We start from the raw sequence: 16,299 nt of genomic DNA on the forward strand, positions 1-16,299 counted from the left end.
GGTCAAACGAGCCATCTCCAAACACCGAGCCAAAGGCGCCATCGACCGCACCAACTACACAACCACCATCACCATCGAAATCCTCGACGGTTGACAACAGGCCGCCCACGCTAACTGCGCGGCATTGGCGTTAGCGGTGTCGACCGGGGTCATGCGGTCAGGCCAGTGAACGCAAGGCCGATGTCCCATAGCCGCGTGGCATTGTCGGGATCCAGAGCATACGGTGCAACGCCCCCGCTGAAATCGTTCGGGCGCCGGGTAACAGCCGGCGATTCGTTGCAGTCTTCGAAGTAGCGACCTCCGATTCCGTCTACCAGCGGCGACGCCGCCAGTAACACTGACGTCGCAGCTCCCTGCCCGATGCTCTTGCGGCGGTCGACGGGAGTTCGCAACCCGCCGGTGTGTTTCTGAAGTCCCGTGGCGATCGCACCGGGATTGAGCGCATTGCCGACGATCGACTCGTGCTGCCAGCGTTGCGTCAACGCCACGGTGAGGAGCACGTCGGCTGTCTTGGACTGTCCGTATGCCGTCCACGGGTCGTATGGGCGGAAGCGGTAATCCAGATCGTCGAACACCACCGGCGACAACAAATGTCCACTGGAGCTGACTGATACGACGCGGGCGCCACCGGCGGCTTTGAGCGCGGGGTAGAGCCCGACGGTGAGGGCGAAGTGGCCCAGGTAGTTGGTGGCGAACTGCATTTCCCGGCCCTCCTTGGTGCGCGCCAATTCGGGTAGTGCCATGATGCCGGCGTTGTTGACCAACATGTGCACCGGCTCGGCGCCGAATTGGGTCGCGAAGTGTCGCACGCACACGAGGTCGGCGACATCGAGCAGTGCCGGTGTGACAGCGTTGTTTCCGGTGGAGGCGGTGATCTCGGCTGCAGCTCGGCGGCCGGCCTCGAGCCGCCGAACACCCAACACGACGGCGGCGCCGGCGGAGGCCAGCGCGCGTGCGGTCTCCAGCCCGATTCCGGAAGCGGCACCGGTGACGATGGCGCGCCGCCCGGAGAGGTCGACATCGGAGAGGACGTCGTCAGCGGTGGAGCTGAACCCGAATGGGGTCGACAGGAGTGTCATCGAATCGCCTTGTCGTACAAAGATCAAGACGCGGACTGCATTGCGGACACCACGTCCTCGGTCCAGACCACCCCATGGGCGAGGAAGGCGTAGTTGACCAGGGCGGCCTGGTATCCGTCACCCCACTCGGGGTGACGCGGGCCCGCGATGGCATCGCGGACGACGTACACCTCGAAGCCCTGCTCGAGGAGATCGCGCAGGTGCGATTCCACGCACATGTTCGCGAGCATCCCGCCGAGGAGGACTTTGTTGATCCGCCGTTTGCGCAACTGAAGGACCAGGTCGTTTGTCTGCGAGCCGAACACCTTGTGCGGGCTGACCACCACCGTGTCCGGGTGGTTGATGTATGGCTTGAACTCTTCGAGCCAGTCCGCTCCCGAGCCGGAGAGGCCGTCCAGGTTCAACGGGCCCGGCCGGTCGAAGGTGCCGGTGCGTAGTTCGTCGGCTTCCAGGGCGCCGTTGAACTGCCAGCGGTGGTCAGTGGGATAGAAGTAGTGCGGCGAGATGAACATCCCGAACGAGGCGGCCTGTGCGGCCTTGAAGATCGCGAGCATGTGCGCGACGGTGTCGTTCTCCGTGACGCTGGCTCCGGTCGCCGCCCAGTTGATCCCCGTAGGGCTCAGGACGTCGTTCTGCGGATCGATGAACACCACGGCGGTATCGCTTGGGTTCCAGTGCATGAGAGGTGCCTCGCATCTTGCGACGTGCGGATGGGGGATTTGGTCTGAACGGAACGGTGGCTATCGGTTGGGCAGCACGATCACTTTTCCTGTGGCCGAGCCGTTCTCGACGACAGCGTGGGCCTCGTCGACTTCGTCGAGGGTGTATGTCGTCGGGTTCAGCCTGGGGACCAACTGGCCACTGTCAGCCAGCGCGGTGGCTTGGGACACGATGTGGCCGTGGTGTTCTCGGCCGTGGCCGGTCAGCAGCGGCATCAACGTGAAGATGCCCGAGTAGGTGGCGCCACGAAAGGACAGCGGCGCCAAACTGTGAGTGCCCCATCCCAATGCGCTGACGACGTGGCCGGTGTAACGCTTGACCGCGCCGAACGAGTCGTCGAGGGTGGCACCACCGACGTTGTCGACGATGATGTCGAAGCCCTCTCCGCCGGTGTACTCGTCGACGTAGTCGTCGACGGTGCGCGTCGTGTAGTCGATGGGTGTCGCACCGACCTGGCGGATCGCCTCCTGGCTCGACGGGCCTCCGGTGGCGAATACCTGCGCGCCGCGGGAGAGGGCGATCTGCACCGCGAGGAACCCCACTCCGCCCGCGCCGCCATGGACGAGTACCTGCCGGCCGGGAGCGACGGAGGCTCGGTCGACCAAACCTTCCCAGGAGGTGATGAACCCCAACGGTAGGGCCGCGGCCTGGTTCATCGACAGTGCCTCGGGTTTGTGGGCGATCAGCCGGGCATCGACCGCAGCCAGTTCGGCCAGCGAACCAGCCACGCCACCGACTCCGCCGGTCATGCCGAAAACTTCGTCGCCGACCCGGAATTCGTCGACCTGTGCCCCCACTGCTTCCACCACCCCGGCCATGTCGATGCCGAGAATTGCCGGCGGTGCCGTCTTCGCGTGTGCGGCCTCTCCTCGGCGGATCTTGATGTCGAGCGGGTTCACACCGCTTGCCATGATGCGGACCAGGACTTCGCCGGGGCCGGGAGCCGGATCGGGGATCTCGCGGATCTGTAGCGGTGTGCCGTAAGCGGTCAGGACTGCAGCGCGCATGGGGTCTCCTCGGGGTCGCCTGTCATCCTCACCCCGGCGGTGGATGCACTGCGGTCTATTCGGTCTACCAGTCGGTGCAATCGGACCGCGTCACCGAATGATGGGGCGAGGGTGGTGCCTTCGGCCAGATCGTGGGCGAAGGCGGTGTAGAGCGCAGCGACATTGCGGGCCGGGATGTGCAGCCCGGCACCCGGGGCGTCGTCCGGCACGATCATCGGTTCGACGTGCAGGTCCGGCCCGCGCCCGCCCGCGAGCACGAGCTCCGTCGCCTGCACGTTGCCATTGGGGCAGGGCTGGTGACGAGCAGATCGCCGTCGGTGCCGTTGATCTCCCACCGGAGATCACCCGCGCGGGACAGGCCGCCGCGGTAGAAGACCGAGGCTGTCGCGCCGCTGTCCAGCGCGCCGGTCACCGCGACCTGATCGGGTGTGGTGGATCGGATGGGGGCGCTGCCCAGCACGTCGATCTCCCGGTGACCGACTCCGAGCGTCGCGGTCACCGAGTTGATGTCGCCGAGGACGAACGTCAGCGCGTCGAGCGCGTGACCGACGGACACCGACAGTGGTGTGACACCGTTCTGACGGTCGTACGCATAGACGTGGGCCGGATCGGTCGTCGGACCCCAGGCCTGGCCTGAGCCAACGAGATTCGTCGCCAGCACCCTGCCGACATAGCCCTGCCGAACCAGGTTCCGTAATTGCGCGATCACCGGGTCGAACCGCGCCTGAAGGCCGATCACGGTGGCAACGCCCGCCTCGGCCGCTTTCGTGGCCATGTCCTCGGCCTGCACGAGATCGACGCCCAGTGGCCACTCGCTGAAGACCATCTTCCCCGCGGCGAGTGCCTGCGCCACGAGGTCTTGATGGTCGGGCACCTTCACTGCGACGACGACGAGATCGACACCGGGGTGGCCGATCAGCTGCCGCGGGTCGTCGAAGGCGTCGACCTTCCACTCGTCGGCTGCGCGGCGGGCCGATTCCGCGCGGCTGGTCGCCACTGCGCGAAGGTCGTACTGCGGCAGCGCCCGCAATGCCGGCACATGGGTTGCGGCGGCCCATCCTGCGCCCGGGCTGGCGCCGATGACGCCGACTCCGATGGGTTTCATCTCGATTGTCCCTCGTTCTTTCGTTGTGGCGTGGTCTAGTCGAAGGTGAGGACGAGGCGGCCACGGACGCCACCCCGTTCGATGGCGCGGTGGGCCACGGCGGCCTCCGCTGCAGGAAAGGTCTGTGCCACTCGTAGGGCGAGCTTGCCCTGCTCGGCCAGCATCCGCAGGTTGTCGAGCTTGTCGGTCGCGTGGGTGTAGTCGGGCACCCACACGTCGCGGACGTTGATGCCGCGTTCGAGGTGCAGTATCGAGGTGCCGCGCTCGCCGGGACGACGCACGATGGCGATCTGACCGCCGTCGCGCAGCGCGGGCAACACCTCGTCGCCTTGCAGCGCGGCGTCGACAACCGCGTCGACGCCCTCGGGGTGTAACCGCCGGATTCGTTCTCCCACAGCATGTCCGCGCGGCACGATCTCGTCGGCCCCGAGGTCGGACACGAGTTGCTCGTCGGAGGGCGCGGCGTCGGCCACCACCAGCAGGCCGTCGTTCTTGGCCAGTTGGACGACGTAACCGCCGACGGCGCCGGCCGCCCCGGTGACGGCAACGGTCCGACCCGGCTCCAGGTTCAACACATCGAGCGCCCGGCGGGCGGTGAGGCCGTTCATCGGCAACGTGGCAGCCTCGGCGTGACTGCTCCCGGCCGGTGCGGGGGCGACCTGATCGGCGTCGACGACGACGTACTCGGCGTAACCGCCCCCGGAGTGGTCGATCGGCATCATGATCGCCATGACCCGGTCACCGATCCGGACGTCGGTCGTGGTGTTCGGGCCGATCTCGTCGACGAGTCCGGCGACCTCCATACCGGGACGGTAGGGAGGCGACACCGTGCTCGCGCGCAACGCGTCGTCGATGTCGCCCATCCGCAGCAACACGTCGGCGGGATTGACCGTGGCTGCGTGCACCCGGATCCGGAGCCGGCCGGGCCCGGCATGGGGCTCGTCGATGTCCACCTGTCGAAGAACTTCCGGACCGCCGTATGTGGTGACCACGACTGCTCTCATGATTCCCCTTCCATTCGGGGATGCTTCCCCATTTAATCTTGCGTAGGATGAAACGGGGATGGATCCCCATATATTCCGGTCCTAGGTCGAGGAGGCGGGCCGTGCGCGCTGACGCCCGACGAAATCGCGCTGCCGTGCTGGCCGCCGCGGAGTCGGCTTATGCCGAACATGGTGTGGACGTGTCTTTGAACGAGATCGCGCGCCGCGCGAACACCGGCAACGCGACGTTGTATCGGCACTTCCGGACCAGAGAGGCGTTGCTCGCCGAGGTCTACACCGGTCACCTCGAGCGCTACTGCGTCCTCGCCGAGGATGCCGCTCGGGCCGACGATCCGGGGATCGCGTTGCGGGACTGCGTCATCGCCACCTGCAGGCTGCAGGCGAGCAACCGAGGCCTGGCGGATCTGCTGGCATCGCTACGGCCGTTGTCGGCCCGGGTCGAAGACCTCCGCGCCCGCCACTACCGCGCCGTCACCGCGCTGTTCGAACGTGCTGTGCGCGGTGGGGCGGTGCGCCCCGACGCGTCACCGGCCGACCTGGCCGTGCTGTTGATCGCCAACGCCGGCTTGGTCCACCGCACCGTCGAGGACGCGCCGGGGTCCAGTGGCCGTCTGGTCGCGCTGTGGCTGACCGGCCTCCTTTCGCCCGGGGTCCCCGTCGAGGTGCCGCCCGCCCCGACCGATCGACAGGTCCGCCGGGTCCTGCACGACTGAGCGCCGCGCCACCGCGTCGTGCCGGCGCTACCTCAGCGCGACATTGCGCCCCCGTCGCAATGTCGCGGTCCACCAGATCAATTCCTCCACCAGCGCATCGAGTTTCGGTTCGAGTGCGCTGAAGAGTGCGGCATCGTAGGTGGGCGCCGTCATCGCGGGCACCATCACATCGGGCAAGATGTGCACCGCAGGGCGAATGGGTGCCATGCCGAATTCGATTGCGACGGAGCGCAGTTGCTCCACGGCACGGGCTCCGCCGACATTGCCCCAGGCGACGAATGCGATCGGCTTGCGGTCCCATTCCGCGAACAGGTGGTCGACCGCGTTCTTGAACACGCCGGTGTACCCATGGTTGTACTCACTGGTCAGCACGATGTATGCGTCGGCTTGGTCGATTCGGCGCCCGAATTCTGCGATCGCCGGCGTCGCATAGTGGCGCGGGGCATACATGGGCGACTGTCCGTCGAAGCTGGGTAGCTCGTGGTCGCGCATGTCGATCACGTCCACGTCCATACCCGCGCGTCGCAGGTGCTCGGTGACCCATCTCGCCGGCCGATCGGCGAAGCGATCCCGTCGGGTACTGGTGGTGATCACGGCGATCTTGGTCATGATGTCTCCGAGTTCTCGGCGTGTGGCGGTGGTGCGTGACAAGGAGATAAACGGGGATGCCTCCCCATATATTCCGTTGCGCACTCTTCCGTCAGCCGCCCAGGTACTCCGACTCCAGCACCAGGTCGGGCAGCAGGGTCTGGTACTCGGCATGCGTCTTGTGGTGTGTGGTGTCCCAGCGCGAGCCCTGTTGCTCCTGCATGTAGGCCAGGTATTTCGGTGCACCCGGCAGCTTCACGTTGTCGGCGACCACGATCGAGCCCCGGTGCAACCAGCCGCGGTCCAGCAGGCTCTGCAGATCGGTCAGGTAGGCGTTCTTGTCGTGGTCGAGGAACACGAAATCCAGCCCGCCGGTGTCGAACCCGTGGGTCGCGAGCGCGTCGAGCGTGCGCCCACCGTCACCGATGGTGCCGACCACGCACGTGATCCGGTCGGCCACCCCGGCGTGTGCCCAGATGCGCCGCGCGATGTCGGCATTGGTGGGGGAGAACTCGACCGAGAACACTCGGGCCACCGGTGCGGCGCGGGCGATGCGCATCGCCCCGTACCCGCAATAGGTGCCCAACTCGAGAGCCAGCCGGGGATTGGCCCGGATCACCGCCGCGTCGAGCAGTGCGCCCTTCTCGTCGCCGACGTTGATCAGAAACGACTTCTCGTAGGCGAACTTGTCGATGGCGGCGATGACGTCGTCGAGGTCGCCTGCGCGGGCATGGGCCTCGACGTAGTCCGCGGCCGCGGCCTCCCGCCCGTCGCCCCACTGCCCGGTGCGAGCGAAGTGTCTGGCGCCGATTCCCATCCGGATGAACGACCACCGCAACAGCGGCAGGCGCTGTTTGAGACTCATGACGCACACCATATGCGCCGGATTGCCCGCGGGTCTGCCCGTCGAGGCTGCGTAGCGACGTTAAACTTGCCGGGATGTGCGCCAAGACTGCGGGATGCCGGACCGGTGGCGGTCCGGCGTGAACGACGACAGCGCACACGACGGCCTCTTCGAACACAACACGCCCGAACTCGGCCTGACGGGGCGGCCACCGCGCGACATTCCCGAACCGCCACCGCGTTCGACCCACGGTCCGGCCAAGGTCATCGCGATGTGCAATCAGAAGGGCGGGGTCGGCAAGACCACCTCGACCATCAACCTGGGCGCCAGCCTGGCCGAGTACGGCCGCCGGGTACTGCTGGTCGACCTGGACCCGCAGGGCGCACTGTCGGCCGGTCTCGGGGTGCCGCACTACGAACTCGAGCACACCGTGCACAACCTTCTGGTCGAACCGCGGGTGTCGATCGACGACGTGGTGATCAAGACCCGGGTCAGCGGCATGGACCTGGTGCCCAGCAACATCGACCTGTCGGCTGCCGAGATCCAGCTGGTCAACGAGGTCGGCCGTGAGCAGTCACTGGCCCGGGCCCTGTACCCGGTGCTGGACCGCTACGACTATGTGCTGATCGATTGCCAGCCGTCGCTGGGCCTGCTCACGGTCAACGGATTGGCCTGCGCCGACGGTGTGATCATCCCCACCGAATGCGAGTACTTCTCGCTGCGCGGGCTGGCCCTGCTGACCGACACCGTGGACAAGGTGCACGACCGGCTCAACCCGAAACTGTCCATCAGCGGCATCTTGGTCACCCGCTACGACCCACGCACGGTGAACGCGCGCGAGGTCATGGCCCGCGTCGTGGAACGATTCGGCGATCTGGTGTTCGACACCGTGATCACCCGGACCGTGCGGTTCCCGGAGACCAGCGTGGCCGGGGAACCGATCACCACCTGGGCACCAAAGTCCGGCGGGGCGGTGGCCTACCGATCGCTGGCGCGCGAAGTCATCGACCGGTTCGGCGCGTGAACGATGTCCTGAACACCCCGACCACCGACGGTGCCGAAGCGGATGCCCCGGTCGGGGATGAGTCGACTGCCGGTGAGCAGCAGAACCGCTTCCAGGTTCGGCTCACCAACTTCGAGGGCCCGTTCGATCTGCTGCTGCAGCTGATCTTCGCGCACCGCCTCGACGTCACCGAGGTGGCGTTGCACCAGGTCACCGACGATTTCATCGCGTACACCAAGGAGATCGGCGCCCGCCTCGAGCTCGACGAGACCACGACGTTCCTGGTGATCGCGGCCACCCTGCTGGATCTGAAGGCGGCCCGGCTGCTGCCGTCGGGCGAGGTGCACGACGAGGAGGATCTCGCGCTTCTCGAGGTCCGCGACCTGTTGTTCGCGCGCCTACTGCAGTACCGCGCGTTCAAACACGTCGCGATGATGTTCGCCGAACTGGAGGCCGCGGCGCTGCGCAGCTACCCGCGGGCGGTATCCCTGGAAGACCGATACTCCGACCTGCTGCCCGAGGTGATGCTCGGCGTCGACGCCGGCAAATTCGCCGAGATCGCTGCCGCCGCCCTCACCCCGCGCCCGGTGCCGACGGTCGGCACCGACCACATCCATGCGCCCAAGGTGTCGGTGCCCGAACAGGCTCACCGGATCATCGCCCTGCTCGAACAGCGCGGGATCGGTGAATGGGCGACTTTCGCCGACCTCGTGGCAGAGTGCACCGACGGACTGCAGATCGTCGGCCGCTTCCTGGCGCTGCTCGAACTGTTCCGAGCCAAGGCGGTAGCATTCGAGCAACCAGAACCGCTTGGAGTGCTCCAGGTTTCGTGGACCGGAGATCGGCCGACCAGCGAACATCTGGCCACCGCTGATGCGGAAGAATAGCGAGAACAATGACTGACGAGATCTCCGATTCCGGAGAGCGGTCCGATGATGCCCCGGGTGATGTGAACCCGGTCGGAGATGACCTGGGCATCGATGTGGCGACGGTTCCCGAGCTCGAAGACGGTGAGCTGGGGGCCGTGCTGGAAGCGCTGCTGTTGGTGGTGGACACCCCGGTGACGGTGGATGCGCTGGCCTCGGCGACCGAGCAGCCCGCCTATCGGGTGATGGCCAAACTGCGCCTGATGGCGGAAGACTTCGCCGCCCGGGACAGTGGCATCGACCTGCGTGAGGCCGCCGGCGGCTGGCGGATGTACACCCGGGCGCGTTACGCCCCGTATGTCGAGCGGCTGCTGCTCGACGGTGCTCGTTCCAAACTGACCCGCGCTGCCCTGGAGACCTTGGCCGTGGTGGCCTACCGGCAACCGGTGACCCGGGCGCGGGTGAGTGCGGTGCGCGGCGTCAACGTCGATGCGGTGATGCGGACCCTGGTGGCGCGCGGTCTGATCACCGAGGCGGGCAACGACCCCGACAGCGGCGCGGCCACCTTCGCCACCACCGAGCTGTTCCTGGAGCGGCTGGGCCTGACCTCGCTGTCCGATCTGCCCGACATCGCGCCACTGCTGCCCGATGTCGACGTGATCGACGATCTGAGCGAATCACTCGGTGACGAGCCGCGTTTCGCCAAACTCAACGGTGGCTCACCCGGCAACAATCAGCCGCCGGCCTTCGACGTGGACAAGGACTGACATGGCTGCTGAAGAAGGCGTACGGCTGCAGAAAGTGTTGTCACAGGCCGGAGTTGCGTCCCGGCGGGTGGCCGAAAGAATGATCACCGATGGCCGTGTCGAGGTCGACGGCCGGCTGGTGACCGAGCTGGGCACCCGGGTCGACCCGGCGACGGCCGAGATCCGGGTGGACGGTTCGCGGGTGGTGCTCGACGACACCCTGGTGTATCTGGCGATCAACAAGCCGCGCGGCATGCTGTCCACGATGTCCGACGAGAAAGGCCGGCCGTGCGTCGGAGACCTCGTCGAGCACCGGGTTCGGGGTAACAAGAAGCTGTTCCACGTCGGCCGGCTCGATGCCGACACCGAGGGCCTGCTGTTGCTGACCAACGACGGCGAGCTCGCCCACCGGCTGATGCATCCGTCGTACGAGATCCCGAAAACCTATGTGGCGACGGTGATCGGCACGGTGCCGCGGGGGCTGGGCAAGAAGCTGCGCGCCGGTGTCGAACTGGACGACGGCCCGGCCCACGTCGACGGCTTCGCGGTGGTGGACACGGTTCCGGGCAAGACGCTGGTCAAGGTCACCCTCCACGAGGGCCGCAACCGCATCGTGCGGCGGATGCTGGCCGCGGTGGACTTTCCGGTGCAGGAACTGGTCCGCACCGACATCGGTTCGGTGGCTCTCGGTGAGCAGCGGCCGGGCAGTATCAGGGCGCTCAGCCGCAAGGAAATCGGCGAGCTTTATCAGGCGGTGGGAATGTGAGCGGATCTCTGGTGGTGGCGGTCGACGGCCCGGCCGGAACCGGAAAGTCCTCGGTTTCAAGAGGTTTGGCACAAGCGCTGGGTGCGAGCTACCTGGACACGGGTGCGATGTACCGGATCGTCACGCTGGCGGTGCTGCGGGCCGGCGCCGACCTCGACGATGCCGAGGCGATCGACGCGGTGGCGTCGGGCGCGGTCATCGGCGTGGGTTCGGATCCCGGTGAGGACCGCGCCTATCTGGCCGGCGAAGATGTCTCCGCCGAGATCCGTGGCGACGAGGTGACCCGTGCGGTGTCGGCCGTTTCCGCTGTGCCCGGGGTGCGTGCCCGGCTGGTCGATCTGCAGCGCGAGTTGGCGTCCTCGGGTGGGCGCGTGGTGGTCGAGGGACGTGACATCGGCACCGTGGTACTGCCCAAGGCCGACGTCAAGATCTTCCTGACCGCGTCGGCCGAGGAGCGGGCCCGGCGACGCAATGCCCAGAACATCGCGAGCGGTCTGCCCGACGATTACGAGACCGTGCTCGCCGACGTGCAGCGCCGCGACCACCTCGATTCCACTCGCGCCGTGTCGCCGTTGCGCGCGGCTGACGATGCCCTGGTGGTCGACACCAGCGACATGGACCAAACACAGGTCGTGGCACATCTTCTCGACCTGGTGACCCAGCATGCGGGGGTACGGCGATGAACGTCTCTGAAGGAGACGGCACCTGGTCGGACGAAAGCGACTGGGAGTTCAGTGACGAAGTCGCCGAGGTGCTGGAGGAGGCCGCCACGCCGCCGCCGGTGCTGGCTGTCGTCGGTCGGCCCAACGTCGGGAAATCGACTCTGGTGAACCGGATCCTGGGTCGTCGCGAAGCCGTCGTGCAGGACATCCCCGGGGTCACCCGCGACCGGGTGTCCTACGACGCGAACTGGTTGGGCCGCCGGTTCATGGTGCAGGACACCGGCGGCTGGGAGCCCGACGCCAAAGGCCTTCAGCAGCTGGTGGCCGATCAGGCGCTGGTGGCGATGCGGACGGCCGACGCGATCATCCTCGTCGTCGACGCCGTCGTCGGCGCCACCTCGGCCGACGAGGCGGCGGCCCGGATGCTGCGCAAGTCGGGCAAGCCGGTTTTCTTGGCGGCCAACAAGGTTGACACCCAACGCGGCGAATCCGATGCCGCGGCGCTGTGGTCGCTGGGCATCGGTGAGCCGCACTCGATCAGTGCCATGCACGGGCGCGGCGTCGCCGATCTGCTCGACACCGTGATGGAGAAGCTGCCCGAGGTCTCGGAGGTGGCCGGCAGCGGTGGCGGAGGGCCACGCCGCGTGGCATTGGTGGGCAAGCCGAACGTCGGTAAGAGCTCGCTGCTGAACCGACTGGCCGGCGACGAGCGCTCGGTGGTGCACGATGTCGCGGGCACCACGGTGGACCCCGTCGACTCGCTGATCGAATTGGGCGGCAAGACTTGGCGTTTCGTCGACACCGCGGGTTTGCGGCGCAAGGTCGGCCAGGCCAGCGGGCACGAGTTCTACGCCTCGGTGCGCACCCACGGCGCGATCGATGCGGCCGAGGTGGCGATCATGCTGATCGACGCCTCTCAGCCGCTGACCGAGCAGGACCTACGGGTGTTGTCGATGGTGATCGATGCCGGCCGGGCTCTGGTCATCGCGTTCAACAAATGGGACTTGGTCGACGAGGACCGGCGGTACCTGCTGGACAAGGAGATCGACCGCGAACTGGTCCAGGTGCAGTGGGCGCCGCGGGTCAACATCTCGGCGATGACCGGTCGGGCCGTGCAGAAGCTGGTGCCGGCCCTGGAGACCTCGCTGGCGTCCTGGGACAAGCGGATCTCGACCGGCCAGCTCAACAACTTCCTCAAAGAGATCGTGGCCGCGACGCCGCCGCCGGTGCGTGGCGGCAAGCAGCCCAAGATCCTGTTCGCCACCCAGGCCGCCACGCGGCCGCCGACTTTCGTGTTGTTCACCTCCGGATTCCTGGAGGCCGGCTATCGCCGGTTCCTGGAGCGCCGACTGCGTGAGCAGTTCGGCTTCGAGGGCAGCCCGGTGCGGATCAATGTCCGGGTCCGGGAGAAGCGCGGAGCGAAGCGCTAGCGGAGCGACCATCCAGCACGGCGCACCCAAGAAGCGCTGACCCCTCGGGCCGATAGGCTGGCCCGAGTGTCGGTCACCCACATGATCCTGATCGCCCTGGCCGGTGTCGGCGCGGGTGCGATCAACGCCATCGTCGGTTCGGGCACGCTGATCACCTTCCCGACGCTGGTGGCACTGGGAATTCCACCGGTCACCTCGACGATGTCCAACGCCGTCGGTCTGGTTGCCGGCGGGGTTTCGGGTACCTGGGGCTATCGGCGGGAACTGCGCGGGCAGTGGAAGCGGCTGCGCTGGCAGATTCCCGGATCACTGATCGGTGCCGGTCTGGGCTCCTGGCTACTGCTGCACCTGCCGGAAAAGGTGTTCGTCACCGTGGTGCCGGTCCTGCTGATCCTGGCGTTGGTGCTGGTGGTCGTCGGGCCACGGATCCAGGGCTGGGCGCGGCGACGCGCCGAGGCCTCGGGGCAATCCGCCGATCACGTGAGTCCGGGTCGCATGGCGGTGCTGGTGATCGGCACGTTCGCCGTCGGTGTCTACGGCGGCTACTTCACCGCGGCCCAGGGGATCCTGCTGATCGCGGTGATGGGTGCGCTGCTGCCCGAGTCGATGCAGCGCATGAACGCCGCCAAGAACTTGCTGTCGCTGCTGGTAAACATCGTGGCCGCACTGGCGTACACGCTCGTGGCGTTCGACCGGATCAGCTGGGCGGCGGCGGGGCTGATCGCGGCCGGTTCACTGATCGGTGGCTTCCTGGGTGCGCACTACGGTCGGCGGCTGTCGCCCAACGCGTTGCGGGCCGTGATCGTGGTGGTGGGCCTGATCGGGCTGTACCGACTGCTCACGGTCTGAGCCCGTTGGTGGGATCCGGACCGGACTCTTGTAGGCTTGCTCAGTCTGTCTAACGACGAGGGAGAGGGGTGACAGGTGGCCGAACGTGCGTACCGCACCGCGCCGTCCGCCCTTGCTGCTCTCGAGCCGTTCTGGCCGTCTCGCCGGTTGATGGCTTTCGACGAATGGTGTCGCGCGCGCATCTGATCCGCGCCCGTCAATCGCCAGGTCGATTCACGACCACAATCGAAAGCAGCCGAACCCATGCGTTCGCTTCTGATCTTCACGCTCGTCGGCCTGGGAGCCCAGTTGGTCGACGGTGCGCTCGGGATGGCCTTCGGTGTCACCGCCTCGACCCTCCTGGTTCTCAGCGGCGTGGCTTCGGCGCAGGCCAGCGCCGCAGTGCACCTGGCCGAGGTGGGTACCACCTTGGCGTCGGCAGTGTCGCACTGGCGCTTCAAGAACATCGACTGGCCGATGGTGGCCAAGCTGGGCCTTCCAGGTGCCGCGGGTGCCTTCGCGGGCGCCACGGTGCTCTCGTCGCTGTCGACGGAATCGGCCGCACCCCTGATGTCGGCGATCCTGCTGGGCATCGGACTCTACGTGCTGTTGCGTTTCTCGCTGGGCAGGCCGCTGACCCTGGGGCAGCACGGTACGAGTCACAGCGCGAAGTTCCTTGCCCCACTGGGGTTGTTCGGCGGGTTCATCGACGCGTCGGGCGGCGGCGGCTGGGGCCCGGTGACCACCAGCACGCTGCTGTCGCGGGGTAAGACCGCGCCCCGTACGGTGATCGGTTCGGTGAGCGCCTCGGAGTTCCTGGTGTCCGTGTCGGCGTCGATCGGTTTCCTGATCGGGCTGCGTCAGGAGTTCCTGGAGAACTGGCCGGTGGTGCTCGGACTCATGGTCGGCGGAGTGATCGCCGCACCCGTTGCCGCCTGGCTGGTGAGCCGGCTGAACCCGGCGCTGCTCGGCACCGCCGTCGGCGGAGTCATCCTGCTGACCAACAGCCAGAAGCTGGTGCACTACTTCGGTGTGCACTGGCCGTGGTCGACCGGGATCTACGCACTCATCGTGGCAGGGTGGGCGGCCCTGGTGGTTCGCGCTTGGCAGACGTCGCGGGCCCCGCGCGATGTCGACGATTCGGTGGTCACCGAGGTCGAGGAACCGGCGGCACGAAGCTAGCCGTGCCCGGTTGCGGGCTGTGGCAGTCCGACGTACATCGTGTTGTGCAACGAGAGCACGTGATTGCGGGCAATCTCTGAGGCCGCCCTGCTGTCGCGTCGGCGCAGTGCCTCCACCAAGTGGGCGTGTTCGAGATTGGACTGGTGCAGGTAGTCGATCGGGTAGGGAATGAAGTAGCGGTACAGCCCGTGCAATACATCGCAGTAGGTGTGCATCGCCCAGTCGAGACCGCTTGCCGCCGCGACTGATTCGTGGAAGCGCTGATCGGCGCTGTGGAAGCCGGTCCAGTCGGTGGTTGCGGCAGCTTCAGCGACGATCGCCGCGAGCGAGTCGAGTTGTTCATCGGTGGCGGCCTGCGCCGCAGCGGCACAGAGGGCGTCCTCGGCCAGGGCGCGAAGATCGATGAGGCGACGCACCTCGAGCGCATCGGCGCGATACGTCGCCGACGGGCGATCGGTGGCCGGCGTGGCCTGGACACCGCTGTGCGCGACGAATGTCCCGCCGGCCCGTCCGCGGCGGCGGACCACCAGGCCCTCATCGGCCATCGTCTGCAAGGCCCGGCGGACAGTGGCAACGCTGACGTCGAGGGCTCCGGCGATGTCAGGTTCGGCGGGCAGCCGTTCTCCACCGACCATGAGCCCCAGTTCCATGGCCAGCTCGAGGCGGGCCCGGACCGTGTCGGCCGCGCTGAGTCGGGTGATGCCCGCGACAGCGGGGGCGCTCAGCGCCGGATGCGCGTCACCGACCTGCAACGTCATGGCCTCAGGGTACGTGAACTATTGCCATATTTGCTCATGCTGAACTAATATCTCGCTAAATTAGCTCATTCTGGGTTATTAACGTGTCGGAGGTCCTGTGTCCGGATCGATCACGGTGGCCGCGGTCCAGGCTGCACCGCTCGACGTGGCGGGGCTGCCGGTATTCGGCCGCGGGGACACCGTCACCCAGTTCGCTGACGACGTACTTCGGGTTCGGTCGGCGGTGACGGGTCCGGCGCTGATCGTCTATCCCGAGATTCACCTGTTCGGTACCGAGGACGCCGACATGCCGGCCGCCGCCGCCGAACCACTGGACGGCCCGCTGACTGCCGCTCTCGGTGAGGTGGCCCGGGCCGCCGACGCCTGGCTGGTTCCGGGCTCCCTGTGTGAACGCGGAGAGAACGGCGAATTGTTCAACACCGCAACAGTTTTCGCTCCCGACGGACAGCTCGTGGCGTCCTACCGCAAGATCTTCCCCTGGCGGCCGTTCGAGAAGTACGCGCCGGGCGACCGTTTCGTCACCGCCGACGTACCTGGAGTCGGCCGACTCGGGCTGTCCATCTGCTACGACGCCTGGTTCCCCGAGGTGGGCCGTCATCTCGCCTGGATGGGCGCCGACCTGATCGTGAATGTCGTCAAGACCACCACCGAGGACAGGGGTCAGGAGCTGGTGCTTGCCCGCGCCAATTCCATTGTGAACCAGGTGTTCACGGTGAGCGTCAACTGCGCCGGACCGGTCGGTAAGGGGTGCAGCATCATCGTCGACCCGGAAGGTGCTGTGCTGCAGGAGACCTCGGGCGATACCCCCGGCGTGCTATACCAACACATCGACTTCGGAGCCGTTGCCGCCGTACGTGAGCGCGGTACCGCAGGCACCAATCGCATGTGGGAGCAGTTCGGCCCGTCGGACCGCCCGATCCCGCTTCCGCTCTACGACGGTCGCATCGACCCGCGGAGCTGGTCACCGTCGAACCGCCCCGCCAACTGAAAGGCACCGC

At 67.1% G+C, this 16,299-nt stretch carries 19 protein-coding genes; 10 read left to right on the forward strand and 9 right to left on the reverse strand.

The features are described from left to right. Positions 1-149 precede the first annotated feature (149 nt). The 6 genes from BKG60_RS04555 to BKG60_RS04575 are packed head-to-tail and all read right to left on the reverse strand — an operon-like array spanning position 150 to position 4,915. Entirely contained in the window at positions 150-1,079 is a 930-nt protein-coding gene (locus BKG60_RS04555; RefSeq protein ID WP_070947082.1) for an SDR family NAD(P)-dependent oxidoreductase, read from the reverse strand. Positions 1,080-1,102: 23 nt separating this feature from the next. Next, positions 1,103-1,759, reverse strand: coding sequence for an isochorismatase family protein (locus BKG60_RS04560; protein WP_070947083.1), 657 nt, complete (start codon positions 1,757-1,759; stop codon positions 1,103-1,105). 60 nt (positions 1,760-1,819) lie between these two features. Further along, positions 1,820-2,806, reverse strand: coding sequence for a zinc-dependent alcohol dehydrogenase family protein (locus BKG60_RS04565; RefSeq protein WP_070947084.1), 987 nt, complete (start codon positions 2,804-2,806; stop codon positions 1,820-1,822). Next, positions 2,788-3,021 carry a hypothetical protein gene (locus BKG60_RS32330; RefSeq protein ID WP_239252655.1) on the reverse strand — a complete coding sequence of 78 codons (234 nt, stop codon included), beginning with the start codon at positions 3,019-3,021 and terminating at the stop codon, positions 2,788-2,790. The genes BKG60_RS04565 and BKG60_RS32330 overlap by 19 nt, the downstream gene beginning before the upstream one ends. Next, entirely contained in the window at positions 3,018-3,911 is an 894-nt protein-coding gene (locus BKG60_RS04570) for a Gfo/Idh/MocA family protein (RefSeq protein WP_239252657.1), read from the reverse strand. The genes BKG60_RS32330 and BKG60_RS04570 overlap by 4 nt, the downstream gene beginning before the upstream one ends. 35 nt (positions 3,912-3,946) lie before the next feature. Beyond that, positions 3,947-4,915: an NADP-dependent oxidoreductase gene (locus tag BKG60_RS04575; RefSeq protein ID WP_070947085.1), complete on the reverse strand. Its 969-nt coding sequence runs from the start codon at positions 4,913-4,915 to the stop codon at positions 3,947-3,949. 101 nt (positions 4,916-5,016) lie between these two features. Here BKG60_RS04575 and BKG60_RS04580 point away from each other — a divergent pair, with 101 nt between their 5' ends. After that, positions 5,017-5,628 (forward strand): TetR/AcrR family transcriptional regulator, encoded by a 612-nt coding sequence (locus BKG60_RS04580; protein ID WP_165617865.1) that lies wholly within the window; start codon positions 5,017-5,019, stop codon positions 5,626-5,628. Positions 5,629-5,655: 27 nt separating this feature from the next. Here BKG60_RS04580 and BKG60_RS04585 read toward each other — a convergent pair whose 3' ends face one another. Continuing rightward, on the reverse strand, positions 5,656-6,237 hold the full coding sequence (locus BKG60_RS04585; RefSeq protein ID WP_070947087.1) for an NADPH-dependent FMN reductase: 582 nt from the start codon (positions 6,235-6,237) through the stop codon (positions 5,656-5,658). A gap of 91 nt (positions 6,238-6,328) precedes the next feature. Continuing rightward, positions 6,329-7,081, reverse strand: a complete 753-nt coding sequence (locus tag BKG60_RS04590; protein ID WP_070947100.1) for an O-methyltransferase — start codon at positions 7,079-7,081, stop codon at positions 6,329-6,331. A gap of 118 nt (positions 7,082-7,199) precedes the next feature. Between BKG60_RS04590 and BKG60_RS04595 the strand changes: the two genes are divergently transcribed. The 8 genes from BKG60_RS04595 to BKG60_RS04630 all read left to right on the forward strand — a co-directional run bounded on the left by BKG60_RS04595 (position 7,200) and on the right by BKG60_RS04630 (position 14,543). Beyond that, positions 7,200-8,084, forward strand: a complete 885-nt coding sequence (locus BKG60_RS04595; protein ID WP_070188263.1) for a ParA family protein — start codon at positions 7,200-7,202, stop codon at positions 8,082-8,084. After that, positions 8,081-8,950, forward strand: a complete 870-nt coding sequence (locus BKG60_RS04600; protein ID WP_070947088.1) for a segregation/condensation protein A — start codon at positions 8,081-8,083, stop codon at positions 8,948-8,950. The genes BKG60_RS04595 and BKG60_RS04600 overlap by 4 nt, the downstream gene beginning before the upstream one ends. A gap of 8 nt (positions 8,951-8,958) precedes the next feature. After that, positions 8,959-9,696 carry an SMC-Scp complex subunit ScpB gene (scpB, locus tag BKG60_RS04605; RefSeq protein WP_070188249.1) on the forward strand — a complete coding sequence of 246 codons (738 nt, stop codon included), beginning with the start codon at positions 8,959-8,961 and terminating at the stop codon, positions 9,694-9,696. A gap of 1 nt (position 9,697) precedes the next feature. After that, positions 9,698-10,441, forward strand: coding sequence for a pseudouridine synthase (locus tag BKG60_RS04610; RefSeq protein WP_070947089.1), 744 nt, complete (start codon positions 9,698-9,700; stop codon positions 10,439-10,441). Beyond that, entirely contained in the window at positions 10,438-11,124 is a 687-nt protein-coding gene (gene cmk / locus BKG60_RS04615; protein ID WP_070947090.1) for a (d)CMP kinase, read from the forward strand. Before BKG60_RS04610 ends, cmk begins: the two co-directional genes overlap by 4 nt. Next, positions 11,121-12,533 carry a ribosome biogenesis GTPase Der gene (gene der, locus BKG60_RS04620; protein ID WP_070188246.1) on the forward strand — a complete coding sequence of 471 codons (1,413 nt, stop codon included), beginning with the start codon at positions 11,121-11,123 and terminating at the stop codon, positions 12,531-12,533. Before cmk ends, der begins: the two co-directional genes overlap by 4 nt. An 81-nt stretch (positions 12,534-12,614) precedes the next feature. Next, positions 12,615-13,382 carry a sulfite exporter TauE/SafE family protein gene (locus tag BKG60_RS04625; RefSeq protein WP_255741478.1) on the forward strand — a complete coding sequence of 256 codons (768 nt, stop codon included), beginning with the start codon at positions 12,615-12,617 and terminating at the stop codon, positions 13,380-13,382. 243 nt (positions 13,383-13,625) lie between these two features. After that, the gene (locus BKG60_RS04630) at positions 13,626-14,543 is read left to right on the forward strand and encodes a sulfite exporter TauE/SafE family protein (RefSeq protein ID WP_070947092.1); all 918 of its coding nucleotides are present in this window, start codon (positions 13,626-13,628) and stop codon (positions 14,541-14,543) included. On the opposite strand, the gene BKG60_RS04635 is transcribed toward BKG60_RS04630, so the two are convergent. Then, complete coding sequence (locus BKG60_RS04635) at positions 14,540-15,301, reverse strand: FadR/GntR family transcriptional regulator (protein ID WP_070947093.1); 762 nt, start codon at positions 15,299-15,301, stop codon at positions 14,540-14,542. The two genes, BKG60_RS04630 and BKG60_RS04635, sit on opposite strands and share 4 nt — an antisense overlap. Before the next feature lie 97 nt (positions 15,302-15,398). Here BKG60_RS04635 and BKG60_RS04640 point away from each other — a divergent pair, with 97 nt between their 5' ends. Continuing rightward, on the forward strand, positions 15,399-16,289 hold the full coding sequence (locus BKG60_RS04640; protein WP_075909285.1) for a carbon-nitrogen hydrolase family protein: 891 nt from the start codon (positions 15,399-15,401) through the stop codon (positions 16,287-16,289). The last annotated feature ends 10 nt before the right edge of the window (positions 16,290-16,299 follow it).

Origin of the sequence: Mycobacterium syngnathidarum (assembly GCF_001942625.1) — a bacterium.
GTDB classification, from domain to species: Bacteria; Actinomycetota; Actinomycetes; order Mycobacteriales; family Mycobacteriaceae; genus Mycobacterium; species Mycobacterium syngnathidarum.

Bases quoted from the DNA above. Each gene is read 5' to 3' on its own strand.
- BKG60_RS04555 (WP_070947082.1), bottom strand. From the start codon at position 1,079: ATGACACTCCTGTCGACCCCATTCGGGTTCAGCTCCACCGCTGACGAC.
- BKG60_RS04560 (WP_070947083.1), bottom strand. From the start codon at position 1,759: ATGCACTGGAACCCAAGCGATACCGCCGTGGTGTTCATCGATCCGCAG.
- BKG60_RS04565 (WP_070947084.1), bottom strand. From the start codon at position 2,806: ATGCGCGCTGCAGTCCTGACCGCTTACGGCACACCGCTACAGATCCGC.
- BKG60_RS32330 (WP_239252655.1), bottom strand. From the start codon at position 3,021: ATGATCGTGCCGGACGACGCCCCGGGTGCCGGGCTGCACATCCCGGCC.
- BKG60_RS04570 (WP_239252657.1), bottom strand. From the start codon at position 3,911: ATGAAACCCATCGGAGTCGGCGTCATCGGCGCCAGCCCGGGCGCAGGA.
- BKG60_RS04575 (WP_070947085.1), bottom strand. From the start codon at position 4,915: ATGAGAGCAGTCGTGGTCACCACATACGGCGGTCCGGAAGTTCTTCGA.
- BKG60_RS04585 (WP_070947087.1), bottom strand. From the start codon at position 6,237: ATGACCAAGATCGCCGTGATCACCACCAGTACCCGACGGGATCGCTTC.
- BKG60_RS04590 (WP_070947100.1), bottom strand. From the start codon at position 7,081: ATGAGTCTCAAACAGCGCCTGCCGCTGTTGCGGTGGTCGTTCATCCGG.
- scpB (WP_070188249.1), top strand. From the start codon at position 8,959: ATGACTGACGAGATCTCCGATTCCGGAGAGCGGTCCGATGATGCCCCG.
- BKG60_RS04610 (WP_070947089.1), top strand. From the start codon at position 9,698: ATGGCTGCTGAAGAAGGCGTACGGCTGCAGAAAGTGTTGTCACAGGCC.
- der (WP_070188246.1), top strand. From the start codon at position 11,121: ATGAACGTCTCTGAAGGAGACGGCACCTGGTCGGACGAAAGCGACTGG.
- BKG60_RS04625 (WP_255741478.1), top strand. From the start codon at position 12,615: ATGATCCTGATCGCCCTGGCCGGTGTCGGCGCGGGTGCGATCAACGCC.
- BKG60_RS04630 (WP_070947092.1), top strand. From the start codon at position 13,626: ATGCGTTCGCTTCTGATCTTCACGCTCGTCGGCCTGGGAGCCCAGTTG.
- BKG60_RS04635 (WP_070947093.1), bottom strand. From the start codon at position 15,301: ATGACGTTGCAGGTCGGTGACGCGCATCCGGCGCTGAGCGCCCCCGCT.